This is a genomic window from Microbacterium sp. (genome assembly GCF_030149085.1).
Classification (GTDB): Bacteria; Actinomycetota; Actinomycetes; order Actinomycetales; family Microbacteriaceae; genus Microbacterium.
This window is the reverse complement of sequence record NZ_JASBSF010000008.1, coordinates 1-14,861: the sequence shown is the minus strand read 5'-3', so window position 1 is coordinate 14,861 and position 14,861 is coordinate 1. Positions and strand designations below refer to the sequence as shown.

Here is a 14,861-nt window from a genome sequence, read left to right as displayed (position 1 = left end):
GACGACCGGGTCACCGCCACCGTGTCGCTCCTCCCCGTCGCCGTCGGCGTCATCGTCGTCATCCAGGGGATCACCGAGTCCAGCCCGCTCCTGCTGTGGGGCTGGATGCTGACCGTGCTGTTCCTGGCCAAGCTGCAGCCTCGCTACGCAGCGCGCCACTCGGATACTGCGAAGGGAGGGAAGGTAGGCTACGGTCTCGGCCTCGATCAGCCACCTCTCGTCTGACCGGAGACTTCCTTCGTGATCCACGTCCTCCAGAACGTCGTGTTCCCCCTCGAGCGCGACCCCGACCTGCTTCCGCTGTACGCCGACCCCGAGATCTGGTCGGTCATCGACGAGCAGCCCGTGCGCGTGTCAAGCCGAGCCCACCTCGGCAACATCCTCGACCGTCGGCGGGCCCGCATCGTCGCTGGACGGCGCGTGTCACTGGGCACCTACTTCAACGCGTTCCCCGCGTCCTACTGGCAGCACTGGACGGTCGTGCGACAGATCCGACTCACGGTGCGCACCAGCGGCCCTGCGACGGTCCTGGTCTACCGTTCCAACGGCAACGGCGTGCGTCAGCGACTGGACACCCGCGAGGTATCGGGCAACGCCGAGACGCATTTCGATCTCGCGCTCGATCGCTACAGCGACGGCGGCTGGATCTGGTTCGACATCGTGGCCGACGAAAGCGCCGCGGTGTTCGAGGGCGCCGAGTGGACGACCGAGGAAGAACCGGTGCGAACCGGCAAGGCGAGCCTCGGCATCACGACCTTCAACAAGCCGGACTACTGCGTGCAGACGCTCGCGAGCCTCGCCGACAGCCCTGATGTCCTGGAACTCATCGACCGGATCTTCGTCATCGACCAGGGCACCGAGCTCGTCGCCGACCGCCCCGAGCATCCTGAGCTGAGCGAACGGCTCGGCGAGACGCTGCAGATCATCCGGCAGCCCAACCTCGGCGGGTCGGGGGGCTTCTCTCGCGCGATGCTCGAGACCCTGGATCGCCCCGACAGCGACTTCGTGCAGCTCCTGGATGACGACGTCCTGATCGAGCCGGAATCCCTGCGTCGCTCGATCGTGTTCGGGCAGTATGCGACTCGGCCCACGATCGTCGGCGCGCACATGTTCGATCTGCTCGATCGACCCAAACTGCACGCGTGGGCCGAGGTCGTGGATGAGGTGCCGTTCATGTGGCGCACGCTCTATCAGGAGGAGTTCCCGCACGACTTCAGCGCGAGCAACCTGCGGCAGACGAAGATCCTGCACCAGCGGCTGGATTCGGACTACAACGGCTGGTGGATGTGCCTCATCCCGATGGAAACGGTCCGTGCGGTCGGCCTCGCTGTTCCTGCCTTCATCAAGTGGGACGACGCCGAGTACTGCCTCCGGGCGGGCGAAGCGGGGTTCCCGACCGTTTCCGTACCGGGCATCGCCCTGTGGCACGTGTCGTGGGTCGGCAAGGACGACACGATCGACTGGCAGGCCTACTTCCATGCCCGCAACCGGATCGTTGCGGGACTCCTGCACTCGCGGGTACCGGAGGGTGGCACACTCCTTCGGCACAGCAGGCGGATGGACCTCAAGCATCTGATGATGATGCAGTACTACCCGGTCACGCTTCGCCATCGGGCGCTCCGCGACATCCTCAGCGGCCCCCAGCACATGTGGCAGAACCTCGCGACCGCGATGCCTGCAGCCAGAGCTCTCGCATCCCAGTTCCCCGAGACCGTCGTGCATCGCGATGACAGCACCACACTGCGCGCTCGCAAGGGTCGCGTCGTGTTCAAACAGTCGCGTCGCCATGAGTACGACAATCCCACCGGCATGCGGCTGCGGTGGTTCACGCTGCGAACCCTCCTCTCGCACTGGATCCACCGCCCAGATCCCGCCAACCTCATGCAGCCCGAGGTGGAGTTCGGCAAGCTCGACGCGCACTGGTGGCGCCTTCCGGTCTACGACAGTGCACTCGTGAGTTCCGCCGATGGCCGGGGCAAGAACATCTACACTCGCGACCGCAGGCAGTTCCGACGCAAGCTGCGCGATTCGGTCGCCCTGCACCGGCAGCTCCGTAGACGCTGGCCAAAGCTGGCCGAGCAGTATCGTCGCGACCTTCCCCAGCTCACGTCGCCCGACGCGTGGCGGGCGGTCTTCGAGGCGGAGCGATGACCGCGACAGCTGAAGGGTTCGATCCCGCGACGGCAACCATCGTCGCGGTCACTTTCAATCGCTCCGGGTTGCTGGCGCGCCTCCTGACCAGCATCAGCGAGATGGAACCGAAGCCGGGGCACGTCGTCGTCATCGACAACGCCTCCTCGGATGACACCACCGAGGTCGTGGAGTCCTTCCGCGACCTCCTCGGTACGGAACTGGTCTACCGTCGCCTCGAGACCAACACGGGCGGCTCCGGAGGATTCAGCGCCGGAATGCAGACGGCGTATGAGCTCGGATCCGAGTGGATCTGGCTCATGGACGACGACGTCGAGGTGATTCCCGACGGCCTCGCGAAGATGGGCCGCTGGTCGGGGCGCTTCCGCTCCATCCAGGGTCGCCGCTACGACTTCGACGGCAGCGAGTTCTACTGGCAGTACCGCATCGCGGCCCGCATGGGCATCCCGATCCCCTTCGCCCCGGCGGAGTTCGACCACTCGGGCTTCAAGGAGATGAACTCCGGGTGCTTCGAGGGGATGTTCATCCATCGTGACATCGTCGCCCGCATCGGCCTGCCCGATCCGCGGTTCTTCATCTACTGGGATGACCAGGTCTACGGATGGCTGGCATCTCGAATCACGACATCCGTCATCGTGAACGAATTCGTGCTGCGGCGCACCCGCGAGATCAAGCAGTGGGATATGGGCGTGCGCCACATGAACGCCTCGAGCGACGCCTACCGGTACTACATCATGCGCAACCGCGCCCTCATCAAGCAGTACTACCGGTCGGTGGGTTTCTACCGCCCCCTTCCGTTCGCCGTCGGCACGGCGCTCACTTTCGCCAAGGAGATCATCCGGCTGGTCGTCGTCGAGCGCACCATGCGTGGCACCAGCCATCTCTTCCGCGGACTGCGGGACGGCCGTGCCATCGCCCGGGACCGAGAGTGGATGCCGATGCCCGCACTGGTGGAGGAACCGACCCCGAACTAGCGCAAGTAGTTTCGCACCACGTAGTCGGCGATCGCGATGGAACTCGTTGCCGCCGGAGATGGAGCATTGCGCAATACGGTAACTGCACCAACCTGGTCGACAGCAAAGTCGTCCAGGAGCTCTCCACCACGGCCCCACGCCTGAGCACGCACGCCTGCACCGATCTTTGTGGTCAGGTCGGACTGACGCAACTCAGGAATGAACCTTCTCGCTTTTCGGAAATAGAGGGGCTTGAAGAGCGACGCTGAGATCTCATCGAGGCCCATTCTCCAGTGCTTCTTGGCTAGCGGCGCCGCCCCTGGCCACACCAGAGAACCCCAGGTGTCGCGGATCGACAGGTTGCGCCATCGATAGCCTTCACGCGCGAGCGCCGGAACCGCGTTCGGACCCACGTGCACGCTGTCATAGACCCCGCGAGTGAAGTGGACACCGAGAAAAGGGAAGCGCGGGTCGGGCACCGGGTAGAGCATGCCGCGCACGAGGTGACCTCTCTCGGGGGCCAGTTCCCAGTACTCACCTCGGAACGGGAGTATTCGCGGCGAGGGGTCAGCACCGATCATCTTTGCGATCAGATCCGATTGGAGCCCCGCACACACGACGACGCGATCGAACCGCGAATCACTGGATGGCGTCGAGACATGCACGCCTCCTGCCTCGCGTCGTAACCCCGTGACAGGAGTGCTGAGACGGATCGACCCGCCGGAATCGCGAACGTCCTGCGCCATCGCCTCGGCCACCGCCGCGTAGTCAACCGCGGCAGTGTGAGGCGAGTGGACCGCCGCAACGCCAGCAGCGTGGGGCTCGATCTCCCGGATCGCCGCCGGGTCGTTGATTCGCCTCAAGCCGGGTACGCCATTCAGCGTTGCCCGACGCTCGATCTCACCTAGCGCCGCCAGCTCAGTGTCATCGACCGCGACAACCAGCTTGCCGAGCTCTCGGTAGGGCAAGGCCTTCTGCTCACAGTATTCGCGCATCGAGCGCCGGCCCGACGCGCAAAGCTCTGCCTTTAGCGAGCCGGGAGCGTAGTACAGGCCCGCGTGGACGACGCCGGAATTGTGGCTGGTTTGGTGCGCGGCTACCCGCGACTCCTTTTCGAATACCTCGACACGCTCACCCCTGGACGCGAGAAGCCGAGCGATCGCGAGTCCGACAATCCCACCGCCGACGACAGCTGAACCGCTCATCTGACCTCCACCAAACGCCCTCTGCGATCAGGTATCACTATGCGAACTCCCGGCTCCACATCGTGAGGGCGGAGCCGATGGCCATATGCATGTCCAGGTACTGGTACGTGCCCAGTCGCCCGCCGAAGTGGACGTCTTTCTCCCCCTTCTGCAGGTCCCGGTAGGCCAGCAGACCCGCGCGGTCCTCGGAGGTGTTGACGGGGTAGTAGGGCTCGTCGTCGCGAGTCGCGAAGCGGGAGAACTCCCGCATGATGACCGTTCGGTCGGTCGGGTAGCGGTCTGCCCGCTCGGGGTGGAAGTGCTTGAACTCATGGATGCGGGTGTACGGGACGTCCGCGTCGGCATAGTTCATGACCGGGGTGCCCTGGAAATCCTGGACTTCGAGGACCTCTTCCTCGAAGTCCAGCGTGCGCCACGACAGCTCCCCCGCTGCATAGTCGAAGTACCGGTCGATCGGACCGGTGTAGACGATCGGGACCTGCCCGACAGTGGCAGCCTTGTGGAGCGGCTGCGACGGATCGAAGAAATCAGTATCGAGCTTCACGGTGATGTTCGGGTGATCGGCCATCCGCTCCAGCCATGCGGTGTACCCGTCGACGGGCAGACCCTCCCAGGTGTCGTTGAAGTACCGGTTATCGTAGGTGTACCTCACCGGCAGGCGACTGATGACTTCGGCAGGCAGTTCAGTCGGATCGGTCTGCCACTGCTTAGCCGTGTAGTCCCGGATGAACGCCTCGTACAGCGGGCGGCCGATCAAGCCGATCGCACGCTCCTCGAGATTCCGAGCGGTCTTGGGGTCGAACTCCCCCGCCTGTTCAGTGATCAGCGCGCGCGCCTGCGCTGGCGAGTACGCGGCGTGGAAGAACTGGTTGATCGTGCCGAGGTTGATCGGCAGAGGGTAGACGACACCTCCGTGGTTCGTGTAGACCCGATGCACATACGGCGTGAAGGCCGTGAATCGGTTGACGTACTCCCAGACCGTCGCGTTCGAGGTGTGGAACAGGTGCGCCCCGTACCGGTGCACCTCGATGCCTGTAGCGGGCTCAGCCTCGCTGAACGCGTTACCGCCGATGTGGGAACGGCGATCGATCACCGTCACGCGACGGCCGGCGCTCGCGGCCCGCTCCGCGATTGTGAGGCCGAAAAAGCCCGAGCCGACAACGAGAAGGTCCATGGTGGATCAGGCTTTCGATCTGAGAGTCGGGAAGACGACTCTGGCGAGAAGGGAACCACGGCAGTTTACCCGCGCACGGTCACCGCCAGCGCCTTCGCAGGGTTCGAGCGAGCGCATCTACTACCATGATGCGTTGACCGAGTGAAGGGGCGATCACGCACATGATCGAGAGCTGGTCGGCTGCGATCGCGCCGTTCGCAGTGGCTACCCTCGCCCTGGTTCTCCCGGGCACGGTGATCATCGTCGCCGGCTGGGGGGTGCGCCGTCTCGCCCTCTGGTTCTTCGCACCGGCGCTGTCACTGGCCGTCCTGGCGGTCGCCTCCGTCCTCGCCGGGGCGGTCGGGCTGAGCTGGGGCCCAATCCCCATCGCGATCGTCACCGTCCTGATCGCCGCCATCGCCGCCGCGATCCGGCTGCTCTGGGTCAAGGAGTCGCCGACCGCCCCGCCCCTGAGGGTCACGCTCACGACAGCCGCAGCGTTCATCGTGGCAAGCGCGGCGATCATCATCCAGCTCATGACCGTATTCGGTCGCCCCGAGAACATCTCGCAGACCTTCGACGCGATCGTGCACCTCAACACGATCCGCTACACGATGGACACCGCGAACGCCTCGGCCTTCCACATCGGCGCCACGAGCGACATCGCCTTCTACCCCAACGCGTGGCATGCTCTGGTCTCACTGTCTGGACTGATCTCGGGGGCCAGCGTGCCCGTCGCAGTGAACGCCGCGAACATCGCTCTCGGTGCTGTCGCATGGCCGGCTTCAGTCGTGGCGCTCTCGCTCACGACGCTCGGCAGCAGGATGGCGGTCGGCATCGCGGCTGCCGCGCTATCGACCGGGTTCGGCGCGTTCCCCATTCTGCTGTTTGATTTCGGTGTCCTTTACCCCAACGCGACGGCGTACGCCGTGCTGCCCGCAGGCCTTGCGGCCGTGTGGATGCTGCTACGCCCGGTCGGATGGGCAGACGCACTGCGCTCCACGTGCTTGCTGCTGGTGCTACTCGCCGGCATCGGCCTCGCGCATCCCAACGCGTTCCTCGCGTTGTATGCCATGGGCGCAGCCGTCGTTCTGGTGTTCCTGCTCACGCGGGCGATCGAGCGCTCGTCCCGAAGCGTGTGGATCACGCACTCCTCGGCCGCCGCGCTGATCCTGCTCGTGGGCGCGGGCCTGTGGCGTTTTTCCCGCACCGGTTGGGACATGTCGCGCTGGGGGGCGTGGCAATCGACCGCGCAGGCTTTTGGTGAGGCCGTGCTCATCAGCCCGCGCTCCTATCCCGTGACGCTGGTGACGGCGTTCCTGCTGATCGCCGGTCTCGTGGCGATTGCCCGTCGACCCCGGCAGGGTCTCTTCGCTCTGCCCTTCGCCGTCGCAGCATTCATGTTCGTCCTCGTCTCGGGAACTCCCGTTGAGTTCTTGCTGCGTGAGATGGTCACCAACCCCTGGTATAACGACTCCTTCCGCCTCGCCGCACTACTCCCGGTTGCGGGGATCCCCGTGGCCGTCTTCGGCGTCGTCTTCCTGGCGGACGGATCGGCACGGATGCTGCGCCCAGGTACGCAGCTGCGTGCAGCGGCGACTGTTGCGGCGGCGGCGCTGCTGTTCAGCGTCGCCGCCGGCCCGAACGTGTCCGGTGCAATCGCTCAGGCGCAGGTGGCGTATCGCCTTGACGCGTCCGCCGCGCTGCTCACCGCCGATGAGGCGGCCCTTATCGACCGCCTGGGCGACGAGACGCCCCCAGATGCCTTCATCGCGGGGAGCCCCTGGACAGGCACGTCCCTGGCATACGCGCTCGCCGGACGGGACGTCGTCGAGCTCCACGTGTTCGGGTCCCGCAACGAGGACGAGATCTACCTGGACGAGCATCTGCGGAACATCGATTCGGATCCCCGGGTGTGCGACGCAGTGCGCAGGCTCGGGGTATCCCATGTGCTCGATTTCGGCACACAGAACGTCTTCAACCGCGACGACGCAGCTACTGAGCGAGCGGGCATCCAGAACGTGGACTCGGGCGAGCATCTCAAACTCATCGACTCGCAAGGCGATGCGCGACTATTCCAGGTCGTGGGCTGTTGAGTATGGCCGGACGCAGCATTGCGATCGTCTTCGATTGTGTATACCCCCTCACCAAGGGAGGCGGCGAGCGCCAGTACGACGCCTTCGCCCGAGACCTGGTAGCACGAGGCGAAGACGTGGAGTACCTCACTGCCCAGCAGTGGACGGGCGCGGCGCCCACAGCGCCCTATCGGATCGACGCAATCACCGGCCGCCTGCGACTCTACGACGATGCAGGCGTGCGGCGCGGCGCCGCCGCACTCCGGTTTGCCGCAGGCGTGTTCGGCGCACTGAGCCGGCGGCGGCGCAGCACGCGAGCAGTCATCGTTAGCGGCCTGCCGGTCCTCAATGTCTTCGCGGCGCGCCTCGCACTAATCGGCGCACGGACTCCGCTGATCGTGGACTACCTCGAGGTCTGGCGGCGCGCGCACTGGGTCGCCTACGCGGGTTCGGTGATGGGTACGGTTGCGTGGCTGCTTCAGCGGATCGCGATCGCGATGACGCCCGTGGCTACCTGTCACTCCCGATTAAGCGCCGACCGCCTGCGGACGGAGGGCTTCCGCGGCACACTGCTCCTGAGCCCCGGCCTGATCGATGGCAGCGTCACCACCGGGCCGCCAAGACCTGCAGCGCAGCCACCGTTCGTTCTGTATGCGGGCCGCCACATCGGCGACAAACGCGTCGAGTCCCTCCCCGCCGCGGTCACCGCCGCGCGGGCAGAGATCCCCGACCTCGAGCTCGTGATCCTGGGGCAGGGTGCCACCACTGAACAGATCCGGTCTGAGGTCGCCCGCGTCGGCGGAGACGCCTGGACACGGATGCCCGGCTTCGTCGAGGAGGGCGAGCTCGACGAGCTCATGGCTGGGGCGGCGTGTCTGGTGAACCCCTCCCGCCGCGAAGGCTTCGGTCTGGTCGTCGTGGAAGCGGCCGCGCATGGCACACCTGTCGTGCTCGTCGCTGGCGAGGGTAACGCAGCGACCGAGCTCGTGGACGACGGTGTCAACGGCCACGTGGCCGCATCTGTTGCCGCAGACGATCTTGCCGCAGCGATCGTGGCGTGCGTACGCGCCGGCGATCGCCTGCGAGACTCGACCTATCAGTGGTACCTGGACGCGGTGCGGACTCGCACGATCTCTCGGACGGTGGACGCCATCGTGAAAGAGATCGACCGCCTCGCTGGCCCGGTCCCCCCGAACGAAGGACCTCTCTCGTGACCGCGACAAACGACGCAACCGATCTCGAGCTGACGATCCTCATGCCATGCCTCAACGAGGCCGAGACGCTTGAGGTCTGCATCCGCAAGGCGCAGGGATTCCTGGAGCGCTCTGGCATCGCCGGCGAGGTACTCATCTCTGACAACGGCAGCACCGACGGTTCTCAAGAGATCGCGCAGCGACTCGGTGCGCGCGTCTCCCACGCCCCGCGGCGCGGTTACGGTGCTGCCCTGATCAACGGCATCGAGAACGCACACGGCCGCTACATCATCATGGGGGACGCCGACGACAGCTACGACTTCGAGAACCTGCAGCCGTTCGTCGACCGGCTCCGCGACGGCGCCGACCTCGTGATGGGCAACCGGTTCAGAGGCGGTATCGCGCCCGGAGCCATGCCGCCGCTGCACAAGTACCTGGGGAACCCCGTGCTCTCGGGGATCGGGCAGCTGTTCTTCCGCCCGAACATCGGGGACTTCCACTGCGGGCTGCGCGGGTTCAACCGCGACCGCATCCGTGACCTCGACCTGCAGACGACCGGCATGGAGTTCGCCTCGGAGATGGTCGTCAAGTCAACCCTCGCGCGTCCCAAGTACCGCATCGAAGAAGTGCCAACGACGTTGAAGAAAGACGGCCGCTCGCGCCCGCCCCATCTACGGAGCTGGCACGACGGATGGCGTCACCTGCGGTTCCTGCTGATCTTCGCGCCGCGGTGGCTGTTCGTCTACCCAGGGCTCGTCGCGTTCATCCTCGGAGGGCTTGCCGTCGGCATCCTGTCTTTTGGCGGCGTCCAGATTGGCTCGATCGGGTTCGACGTCACGACCATGGTCTACGCCAGCGCGCTGTGCGTCATCGGATACCAGTCCCTACTGTTCTTCTGGCTCACGAAATTGTTCGCGACCGAAGGAGGCTTCCTGCCTGGGAGCGAGCGCTACCGCCGAGTCGTCGCGAACTGGAGCGCCGAACGCGGACTGCTCCTCGGTCTGCTCCTCTTCCTCATCGGCATCGCGATCGGCATCGGTCAGGTCATCTGGTGGAGCAGTCTTGGATTCGGCCCCCTCGCGGCGACAGACGTCGTCAGGGTCGCGATCCCCTCGGCGTTGGGGATCATGCTCGGTTTCCAGACGATCCTCATGAGCTTCTTCTCCGGCGTCCTCACGACACCGCGTCGCAGCATGCCGGATGACGCAGTCATCGAGAGTTGACCATTGTCCCAGCGGATTCTCGTCGACCTTCTCGGATTCACCGGAGCCCGGGGCGGAACCGAAACCTACGCGCGCGAGCTTTTGCCCCGCGTTGCCGCGGCAATGCCAGACGTGCAGTTCGCCGCGATCACCGGGCGTAGCGGCGCCGAGCGCGTTGCAGAGTTCTTCCCCGGTCGCATCCATCGGGTGAACTGGGTCGGGGCTGATCCCGCCAGCTGGGCAGCGGGAGCTGTGCTCGCAACGAATACACTCGCCCGCCGAAACGCCGCGGACCTCGTCTGGGCTCCGGCGAACTTCGGCCCGATCCGCCACGGCGTTCCGCGGGTCGTCACTGTCCACGATGCGATCTACGACGAAGTGCCGGGAAGCCTCCGAGACCGTGCGCAGCGCACAGCAACGGCCTGGCTCATGGCCCGATCAGCGCGGACCGCGGACGCCGTCATCACCGTCTCCAACGCCGCCGCCACAAGCATCCGTGAGCATCTGGGGATCGCGAGCGAGCGGATCCACGTCGTACACAACGGCGCTGCTCCCCCACGGCCGGTGGCAAACCCGTGGGATGTCCTCGCACCGCTGAACATCCCGCCCGGGCGGCCCATCGTCCTATCGGCGGGAAACCGGATGCCGCACAAGAACTTTCCGGCGTTGCTGAGGGCGCTCGCGCACATTCCATCGCCGCATCGCCCCCTCACGGTGATCACCGGCGGCGGCTCACCCGATCCGTTGTCAGCGGACGTGCTGACGCTCGGCCTGCAGGGCGATGTGATCCTCCCCGGATGGGTCACAACCGAGCAACTGGAAGCACTGTTCCAGGTGGCCACGTTGTACGTCTGCCCCTCGCTCGCCGAGGGATTCGGGCTGCCCGTCCTCGACGCGCTCGTGCGGTCGTTGGATGTGGTGGCGAACGACATTCCAGTACTGCGTGAAGTCGGTGGTGACGCGGTCGACTACGTAGACGCAACCGACCCGCACCTTCTCGCCGCGGAGATTCAACGCTCACTCGGCGGGGCGGGAGCGGCTGGAGGCGGGCCCGAGAGGGCGCAGCGGGTCGGGCAGTTCACATGGGACAGGAGTGCCGCGGCAACCGCGGGTGTCCTCCGAAGCGCGATCGACAATAGGCGATTGACGTGAGCGCCGGGATCCGGCATTCTTCCCCGTCGTCGCCGCCACCACTCTGGCGAAGGCTGGCGGGATTCACGCTCATCCCCGTGATCGCGGCAGTCTCTCCCCTGCTGGTCCTTCCATTCATCGCACACAACGCCGACTCCGCAGGCTGGTCCAGCGCTCTCGCGGGAGAGGTCGTGGGAACCTTCGCGGCGATCTTCGTCGGCTACGGCTGGACGACGATCGGACCCGCACTCATCGCGTCAGCGCCAAGCGACGCCGTCCGAGGGCGGCTTTATCGCGAAGCGCTTGTCGTTCGGGCTGCCACGAGCGCGTTCGTCCTGCCGGTGATGGCACTCGTCATTTGGCTTATTGCCACGCCTGGTTACGAGCTGCTTGCCATCCTCATGGGCGCCCAGGGCGCACTCATCGCGATCTCCTACCAGTGGTTCACGATCGGCCTTGGGCGGCCCGGAGCCATCGCCTACTACGACGCGATACCCCGCCTGCTCGCGGCGATACTAGCGGCAGTCGTGATCGGCGCCGGAGGACCGCTCGAGGTGTATCCGCTGAGCGGAATCGCGGTCACCGTGCTCGGTACCTCGCTCTACACGGCGCGCGTCCTTCCTCGCTATCCCGCACCGTGGCCACGATGGCGGGATGCACCGCGACTCGTGCGATCCGGTGCACCCGTCACCGTTACGGATGCCGCGCTCGGGGTCTACGCCGCCGTACCGACCCCGCTGGCAACCGTGATGTATCCGGGGGCTCCTGCGGCAGGATTTGCCACCGCCGACAAACTGATGAAGCTGGGGCAGTTCATCCCTCTCACGCTGGCCAACTCGCTCCAGAGCTGGACATCCGAGGTGGCCGGCCACGAGCGCTCCAAACGAATCAAGCGCGCCCTGCTTGCTCACGCCGGACTCGGCGCCGTTGGTGCTGCGGTATTCATCGCCGCCGCACCCGTCGTGAGCGAGGTCTGGTTTGATTCGATGGTTACTGCCGGTGTCGTAGCCCCACTTGGCATAGCGTTCGCGCTGTACTCGGTACGGACCTCAATGTCGCGCCACGTCCTTTTTCCTGAAGGTCGAGTTCGTCTTGTCATGACCGCAACCGTGATCGGGACCGCCGCGGGTGTGCCCGCGATGGTGGTTCTCGGTATCCCATTCGAGACCGCAGGCATCGCTATCGGATACGCGCTCACGGAAGCCGTGACTACTGCGCTCATGATCCGAGAAACACGGCGCGTGGTCACCGCCATCAGCGAAAGGCGGCCCCCTGCATGACCGCGGCATCTCTCCCGTCGCCGCTCCTCCTGGTCGTGTCGACTTTAGGTCGGTTGCCGTCACTGGCCACGCTCCTGGATTCCGTGGTGCCACAGCTCGGCGAGTCGGACGAACTGGTCATCGTCGCGCAGGGCGAATTCGACGCGGTCCACGACCTCGTGCGCTCCCACGCATCACGAACAGCGGGAACGCTCACCTCCACAACCTCCGAACGGGGCCTCTCGCGAGGACGAAACACCGGCGTGCGCGACCGACGGGGCTCCGCCCCGGACCCGCTCGTCATGTTCCCGAATGACACGTCATGGTTCGCCGAGGGGTCCGTCGACGCAATCCGTCGAACGGCCTCTGTCCATGACCTCGCCGCCGTGCCCGTGCTCGTCGAGGGCGATCCTCGCTTTGTTCTCCCCCACCCGGGCACGCCCTTGGACACCAGGAACGTGTGGAGCGTTATCGAAATGGGGCTGGTGATCCGCTTGTCGCTCCTCCAGACTGTCGGCGGCTTCGATGAGACCATCGGGACAGGGGCTGACTCCCCCTGGCAGGCAGGAGAAGGCACTGACCTTATCCTTCGGGTTCTGAACCAGAATCCAGCCATCGCGAACGGAATAGTGTGGGCGACCGACCCGCTGGCGTACGTCGGAGGCGTCGGGGAGCGGTCGGGCTTGAGCCGCGCGGAGCAACGGTGGAAGCTCCGCGCGTACGGACGCGGTGTAGGGCGCGTGTATCGCGCGCATCCGTTTCCGATGTGGCAGCGCCTGGGGTTTGTCGCGGCTGGCCTCCTCATCGGGATACGTCGCAGAGGAGAATACGGCCTCACCGACGGAGTCCCAGCATTCATGGGGAGACTGGAGGGTCTGCTGGGACGAACTTTCGGTCGACGCAGTGATGCTCGGGCGGTTTCGCGCTGATCCTCGGCTCCACAGGCTGCCCGCACCAAGCGCCACCGCGATCCGCTTGGCCATGTGGCGACTGCGAGTGCGCAGACAGCCAGTAGAGCGCGTGTATCTGCTCCAAGCCCGTGGACGCAGTGACGTTCATGAGCCCCGACTCTGCGCCATCTAGGCGGCGAAACGAGTCCAGCTTTCAGCCGGTCCCCTGATCACGAGGTCGCATTTCACGCTGTTAGGCTTAGCGGGTCGCGTAGAGGCTGCCGCACAGTGGCCGACGCGCCGCACCCCACGAAAGGACCACATGACTCGGTCGGCACCATTACTGAGTCTCGTCGTCCCAGCGTTCAACGAGGTCGAGTCCGCACAGGACATCGCGGACTTCTATCGCGAGATTCAGGCGACGTACGTGGATGTCAGCTTTGAGTTGATCGTGGTCGACGACGGATCAACCGACGGCACTTCCGCTGAACTCTCACGAAGGCTCGCGGGCGTTGGTCGAGCGCGAATCGTCGAGCTTGCGAGGAACTTCGGGTCGCACGCGGGAATCAGCGCGGGTTTCGCGCACGCAGTAGGAGATGCTGCTCTCACTCTGAGCGCTGACCGCCAGGAGCCGCTATCTGCAATCGGCGACTTCATCGCCGCGTGGCAGTCGGGGGCGGATATCGTCTGGGGGCTCCGTTCCGTCAGGGCGACGCGCAAAGGGATGGACGAATCCTTCGCGAAGGTCTTCTCGCGTCTCTACGGGCGCCACTCCGACATTCCGAACTATCCCTCAGAGGGACCGTCACAGATCCTGGTGTCACGGGCCGTGCTTGATGTACTGAACGTAATGCCAGAGCTGAACCGCAACATTCTTGCGATGGCGGCCTGGGTCGGGTTCGATCAGCGACGCATCTACTTTGAACAGCTCCCCCGTCCACACGGTGTCAGCAAGTGGACGACCAAGCGAAAGATGAAGCTCGTGGTCGACTCCTTCGTGGAGTTCTCGCATGCGCCACTCGAGTGGATCGCGTGGGGCGGGCTGATCGCGTGTGGCGTAGGACTCCTCTTGTTGCTCGCAGCTGTAGTTACCGCATTCTTCGCCCCCTTCACCGCAGCCGTATGTCTGATCTGCGGATTGGTGCTGGCAGTCGGAGGGGCCATCCTCGTTGGGCTCGGAGTGCTTGGCGAGTACGTGTGGCGCACAGGAGATGACGCACGTCGCCGCCCCGTATACATCGTGAGGCGGGTGCACGGGGTCCCGCAGTCACCGAGCCCTTCCCCGACTCTGGAGGTATGACTTGTCCAGGAACATTGCCTTGGGAGCACCCACGGTGGGCGCCGAGGAACTCGAAGCCGTCAAGAGGGTGTTCGAGTCAGGGTGGCTGTCAGGGGCGGGGCCAGCGTGTCTTGCGTTGGAACGGGACTTCGCGGAGATCGCAGGTGTCCCCGATGTACTCGCGACCAGCAACTGCGGAGCCGCGCTCCATCTCTCGTTGCTCGCGCTGGGCGTCCGTCCCGGGGACGAGATAATCGTCGGAGACTACACATTCCCGGCGACCGGTCACTCTGTGCGGTGGGCGGGCGCAACTCCAGTGTTCGTGGATGTGCGCCCCGACATCTGGTCCATCGACCCTGCCCTAATTGAG

General features: G+C 65.4%; 13 protein-coding genes. 11 read left to right on the top strand and 2 right to left on the bottom strand.

Annotated features, from left to right (window positions below; genetic code table 11):
- The 3 genes from Q1V87_RS00315 to Q1V87_RS00305 all read left to right on the top strand — a co-directional run.
- A partial coding sequence (locus Q1V87_RS00315) for a hypothetical protein (RefSeq protein WP_300590363.1) occupies window positions 1–225 on the top strand: 225 nt, incomplete at its 5' end.
- Window positions 226–240: 15 nt separating this feature from the next.
- Window positions 241–2,151, top strand: a complete 1,911-nt coding sequence (locus Q1V87_RS00310; protein ID WP_300590362.1) for a glycosyltransferase — start codon at window positions 241–243, stop codon at window positions 2,149–2,151.
- Window positions 2,148–3,125, top strand: coding sequence for a glycosyltransferase (locus tag Q1V87_RS00305; protein ID WP_300590361.1), 978 nt, complete (start codon window positions 2,148–2,150; stop codon window positions 3,123–3,125). The genes Q1V87_RS00310 and Q1V87_RS00305 overlap by 4 nt, the downstream gene beginning before the upstream one ends.
- Here the strand turns inward: Q1V87_RS00305 and lhgO are convergent.
- The gene (gene lhgO, locus Q1V87_RS00300) at window positions 3,122–4,309 is read right to left on the bottom strand and encodes an L-2-hydroxyglutarate oxidase (protein WP_300590360.1); all 1,188 of its coding nucleotides are present in this window, start codon (window positions 4,307–4,309) and stop codon (window positions 3,122–3,124) included. The genes Q1V87_RS00305 and lhgO overlap by 4 nt on opposite strands.
- A 37-nt stretch (window positions 4,310–4,346) precedes the next feature.
- Window positions 4,347–5,483 carry a UDP-galactopyranose mutase gene (gene glf, locus Q1V87_RS00295; RefSeq protein ID WP_300590359.1) on the bottom strand — a complete coding sequence of 379 codons (1,137 nt, stop codon included), beginning with the start codon at window positions 5,481–5,483 and terminating at the stop codon, window positions 4,347–4,349.
- Between the two features lie 161 nt (window positions 5,484–5,644).
- Here glf and Q1V87_RS00290 point away from each other — a divergent pair, with 161 nt between their 5' ends.
- The 8 genes from Q1V87_RS00290 to Q1V87_RS00255 all read left to right on the top strand — a co-directional run.
- Complete coding sequence (locus Q1V87_RS00290) at window positions 5,645–7,558, top strand: DUF6541 family protein (RefSeq protein WP_300590358.1); 1,914 nt, start codon at window positions 5,645–5,647, stop codon at window positions 7,556–7,558.
- A 2-nt stretch (window positions 7,559–7,560) separates the two neighbouring features.
- Window positions 7,561–8,751, top strand: a complete 1,191-nt coding sequence (locus Q1V87_RS00285; RefSeq protein ID WP_300590357.1) for a glycosyltransferase family 4 protein — start codon at window positions 7,561–7,563, stop codon at window positions 8,749–8,751.
- A complete protein-coding gene (locus Q1V87_RS00280; protein ID WP_300590356.1) occupies window positions 8,748–9,953 on the top strand; it encodes a glycosyltransferase family 2 protein in 1,206 nt (401 codons plus the stop codon). The genes Q1V87_RS00285 and Q1V87_RS00280 overlap by 4 nt, the downstream gene beginning before the upstream one ends.
- A gap of 3 nt (window positions 9,954–9,956) precedes the next feature.
- Window positions 9,957–11,084: a glycosyltransferase family 1 protein gene (locus tag Q1V87_RS00275; RefSeq protein ID WP_300590355.1), complete on the top strand. Its 1,128-nt coding sequence runs from the start codon at window positions 9,957–9,959 to the stop codon at window positions 11,082–11,084.
- Window positions 11,085–11,161: 77 nt separating this feature from the next.
- Complete coding sequence (locus Q1V87_RS00270) at window positions 11,162–12,343, top strand: hypothetical protein (protein ID WP_300590354.1); 1,182 nt, start codon at window positions 11,162–11,164, stop codon at window positions 12,341–12,343.
- On the top strand, window positions 12,340–13,251 hold the full coding sequence (locus tag Q1V87_RS00265) for a glycosyltransferase family 2 protein (RefSeq protein WP_300590353.1): 912 nt from the start codon (window positions 12,340–12,342) through the stop codon (window positions 13,249–13,251). The genes Q1V87_RS00270 and Q1V87_RS00265 overlap by 4 nt, the downstream gene beginning before the upstream one ends.
- Window positions 13,252–13,534: 283 nt before the next feature.
- Window positions 13,535–14,512 carry a glycosyltransferase family 2 protein gene (locus Q1V87_RS00260; RefSeq protein WP_300590352.1) on the top strand — a complete coding sequence of 326 codons (978 nt, stop codon included), beginning with the start codon at window positions 13,535–13,537 and terminating at the stop codon, window positions 14,510–14,512.
- Between the two features lie 34 nt (window positions 14,513–14,546).
- The coding region (locus tag Q1V87_RS00255) for an aminotransferase class I/II-fold pyridoxal phosphate-dependent enzyme (protein ID WP_300590351.1) at window positions 14,547–14,861 on the top strand (315 nt) is incomplete at its 3' end.